The organism is Synechococcus lacustris str. Tous (assembly GCF_003011125.1).
In the GTDB taxonomy this organism is placed as follows: domain Bacteria; phylum Cyanobacteriota; class Cyanobacteriia; order PCC-6307; family Cyanobiaceae; genus Synechococcus_D; species Synechococcus_D lacustris.
In genome coordinates this window covers 1-3883 of record NZ_PXVC01000119.1, presented here as the reverse complement: position 1 = coordinate 3883, position 3883 = coordinate 1, and the positions used below count along the sequence as shown (strand labels likewise).

At 49.6% G+C, this 3883-nt stretch carries 4 protein-coding genes; 1 reads left to right on the top strand and 3 read right to left on the bottom strand.

The genetic code is table 11. The annotated features are described in order from the left end of the window. Positions 1 to 550, top strand: a 550-nt coding sequence (locus tag C7K08_RS13020; protein ID WP_241537265.1) for a Rad52/Rad22 family DNA repair protein, incomplete at its 5' end; no start/stop codon positions are given. 12 nt (positions 551 to 562) lie between these two features. On the opposite strand, the gene C7K08_RS13015 is transcribed toward C7K08_RS13020, so the two are convergent. From C7K08_RS13015 to C7K08_RS16170, 3 genes are all read right to left on the bottom strand, one after another. After that, a complete protein-coding gene (locus C7K08_RS13015) occupies positions 563 to 1186 on the bottom strand; it encodes a hypothetical protein (RefSeq protein ID WP_133165279.1) in 624 nt (207 codons plus the stop codon). A gap of 1007 nt (positions 1187 to 2193) precedes the next feature. After that, positions 2194 to 2706, bottom strand: coding sequence for a hypothetical protein (locus C7K08_RS13005; protein WP_106500991.1), 513 nt, complete (start codon positions 2704 to 2706; stop codon positions 2194 to 2196). Further along, positions 2703 to 3883 (bottom strand): DUF4055 domain-containing protein (locus C7K08_RS16170; RefSeq protein WP_106500990.1); only part of this gene is annotated, 1181 nt, incomplete at its 5' end. The genes C7K08_RS13005 and C7K08_RS16170, both read right to left, overlap by 4 nt.

Sequence of the window (3883 nt, the reverse complement as noted above, 5' to 3'; positions counted from 1 at the left end):
ACGCAATATCGGTCGTGATGGCCGCACTGGCTGGGGTGTTACCTACACAGCCAAGGTGCGTATCCAGGTAGGAGCGATCATTAGAGAAGGCAGTGGTGCCGGCCATGGCATCGATGCTGATCTAGGTCAAGCCCATGAATCAGCTTTAAAAGAAGCTGAAACTGATGCAATGAAACGTGCCCTAATGACCTTTGGTAATCCATTTGGCTTAGCGCTTTATGACAAGCAACAACGGCAAGTGATCGACACTACGCCCCAAAGGGCCACAGGCCCGAGGCCCGAAACCCAAAGGGCTGAGAGCCCAAGGGTCATTAATCAACCTGTTGCTACGTCAGCTGGCCTTGAGCCTTTAGATCCAAATACAGTTACTAAAATCCTAGCTAATGTAAAAGTATTGCCAAAACCTGCATTAGACGGTTTCACAAAAGCATTCCGTAAACGCTTTCATGTGCCAGAAGAAGCTACTTCAATTGCTGATCGCATTAATCAAAAACAACACCATGATTGGATTGAAACCTATCTGGTAAGTGCTACTTCCCTACAGTCTTAGTTCAGGAGCCCYTCACAGGGCTCTTTTTTTTGCTGTAGGGCTAGCAAAAGAAGCGCGATATAACTCAGTWGCACTCATTGATTGTGGATTAAGCACCTCGCCATATGGATTTGCAGTTAGGCCTGGATTGATTACACCACTGCCCATTGTYATGGCACCACGCTGCTGAAATAAAAAGCCGTAAACGGGGTGAATGCGCAGTTGATCAAGGAAATCAGCAGTGCTAAGCGGACGGCCATCATCACCAAGTAATGGTTGGCCTTGCGCATCTAATGGTTCAAGGCAATCGCTAGCATTTGAATCTTTACTGGCATTAAGCCTAAAACTTGCACCTAGTTGACCTTTAAATACATCAAAAAAKGTGCCGTGCACATCACCACCAGTGCGGCCTTCTGCTTCTGAAAAGGCCCRTTCAAGCAGTCGTTCTTTACGTAATTGCATAACTAAACTAGCTGCTKCATCACGTTCAGCGGCYACYGCTGCCACCTTTTTGGCAGAAGCTTCCTCCATCTGACGTTCACGTAATTCAACTTGTTGTTCAAGTAGTTGTTTTTGACGTTCTGCTTCTTGYAGKCGKGCGTATTCCTCTGGATTAATTTCAGAAAAACGTGTTAGTTGCTGCCGTACACCACGCAATTCTTTTTCTARTTGGTTGCTGCGKCGCCGTTCAGATTTAAGYGCTTCTGTAAGGCCGTCTTTGCTATGGCTGGTAASAGCAGCTGCCCCCAAAGTGGTGTCACTAGGTTCYGCTCGGGTCWKTGACCCTTGGGTTTGTGMCYCCTGGTGTARCCYATGGCTCTCTGAGCCTTTGAGGGTGGATTCCTGGTCGTTGCTTAATAGATCAGCAGCATCCTGGCTGTCGCCAGTGGCGGAATAAGTCTGGTCATTGCTTGAGAGTTGTGTAGTCATGACCCGTCTCGGCTGTCGAAGGAATAGCAACCCATCACGGTGTTGCTTATTCCCTATTGCCGCACGTCAACGTTCGGGGTAAGCGTTCCATAGATCCTCTCGCCAATCAAAGGCTGCACCAGAGCRCCGATACCGCCATCGTTAAATGGGGCWCCAAATTCCAGTACTGCAAATTTGGTGTATTGCGCGTAKGGATCWACATCAGGGTTACCCGCAGGATTCAGCAACGACAGATCMCCAAGCCAGATMARGCCATCRCAGGGTGCAACAACAGTTGCTAATGAACCCYTAGCTGGATAAGCAGCTGATAAAGCAATTGGTGTGGATGCAACACGACGYCCATTTTGCTGCCAAATCAATTCACTACTAAGCCAAGAAAAACCAGGCGTAGCTGATAAYTTTGCTGCTCTTGTTATATAGCCGTTATATGTGAAATCACCGGTTTCTACTCCGGTAGTATTTAGTTTTGCTGTAATATATTGCGCCCGCTCTAGTAAACATTCAACTACATGAGTAGCAATAACAGGTGAAGTGATATCACCAGGCCTTGCATTTTCATTTAATAGCAAGCGTGCATTAGCAAATGCTTGTAATGGAGTTTCAACCCATTGTTGTTGCCCGTGGTTTTGACCGCTAGTGAATTGGCGTGGGCTGATCTCGGCCCTGTGGGTCTTGGCCCTGTGGGTCTTGGCCTTGTGGGTCTTGGCCTTGTGGGTCTTGGCTATTGCCATTAACTAACCCCGCAGCAGGGAAACACTGCCCAATCTCAAGGTAGCAGCGGTGAATTGCATCCAGCTATTTAGGTTTGGCAGTAATAGCAGTAACTGATCGCTATATCGCCTTCTTTGATTTAGTAATGCAGTTGCTGCTGAGCTGGGTGTGGCATAGGTGGTTTCAGTTTCTTCCCTAAGTAGTGATGTGTCGTAGGTGATCACATCTGCTTTTTGCAGTGGTGCATCACCTGTTGCTGCAACTGAGCCTGCAATTGGCCTTGAGTTGCTCTGCTTTTGGATTGCTTTTTCTTGATCAGCAGCAGGTGAAAGCAACTGCTGATCAATCAGTGCTACTGCATCCAATAAAGCCCTGGCGCTTAATACACCTGATGGGTGTTGGCGTTCTAGATCAGCCATTGCCTTTGCAATAGCAGCAAGACATGGCACCGTTGCAGGTAGGCCTAGGCACTGGCGAATTGCTTCTTGATCAGACGGCTGCCAGCTAGAAGCGGGCCGATTACTGCTACTGCTCATTTAGTAACTGGTGCCACACCAGCTAGATCCCCCAACCATTGCCGCAATGCCTGCTCACTGATAATTCCCTTCTCCTGCAGTTGCAGCATTTCAGCCACTGTTGGMGATGGTTTTGGAGCWGGKGCCAAAGGACTAATTGCCACGATTAGTGCAGCCCCATCGTTATCAGGCAGTGCTTCTCCTGTAATGGCGCACCAGTGCTGCAGTAAGGATGAAAACATCGAGGCCTTTTGTATCGCTTGGCTTTGCAGTAAGGCGTATGCCTGTGATGCAGCCATTGATATTTCAGTGGCCGTSCGYGGWGCMCCCTGGGCGCCAGAAGGGATCAAGGCATCACGGCGCATACCTTGATCAAGCAGCTCCAGCCAGCTGCGATGTTCCGCTAATGAACGCGCTTGGATTTCAACRAACTGAAAGCTTGCACCTTCTGGCARGTCAATGACGCTGTTGGGTCCCAGCACCACTGGCTCACTGGCTGAGCTGGTGCCCAGCGGGCCAGCTACACCGGTGCGTACACCCACWGGCAGGGCAGTTCGGTACAGCAATTCCTGGTAATCGCTTTGGCARCGGAAGTGRTTTAAGTATTGATGAGCAAGGCCCAGGTGCGGTAAYTCACCTTCTCCAAATGCTGMACCATCACTGGCATACCAAATAGCAGGCAATTGGCTAATGGCTTGGTAATGACGTTGCTCAATTTGTTGCGTCCGCCAGCCGCTGGGGGCTTGGGGATCAGCTAGCAGCGTTTCAGTGCTCAGGTTCATMGACCCTGGGGTCAGTGACCCTGAGGTCAKAGACCCGTCAYCARCAATAAAAGTGGCCGTTAGGTATTGCCAGGGGTGGTGCCTTTCAGSTTCTGCCCATTGGGTCTCGGYCCWTTSGGTCTTGGCCCTATGGGTCTGAGTTAATGGTTCACGCCAGGTGATTGATGTTGGCAGTGCATGGTTAGCGGGGAGGTGCCAATTGAGAAGATCAGCACGTTCTAKTAGCAATAGGCGCGGTAAGGAAAGCCGATCACCATTACGTAATGCCTGCTGCCGATCGCCTTCGCTGGGCCATAGGTGTGCAGGAGGGATTACAGCAATTAAGGCAGCACCATCTCTAAGCACTAATAAATCTGCTCGTTCTAAAAACACACCCAGATCAGTGCCGCAACCATCCACATCAGTAATTACTGATT

Bases quoted from the DNA above. Each gene is read 5' to 3' on its own strand.
- C7K08_RS13005 (WP_106500991.1), bottom strand. From the start codon at position 2,706: ATGAGCAGTAGCAGTAATCGGCCCGCTTCTAGCTGGCAGCCGTCTGAT.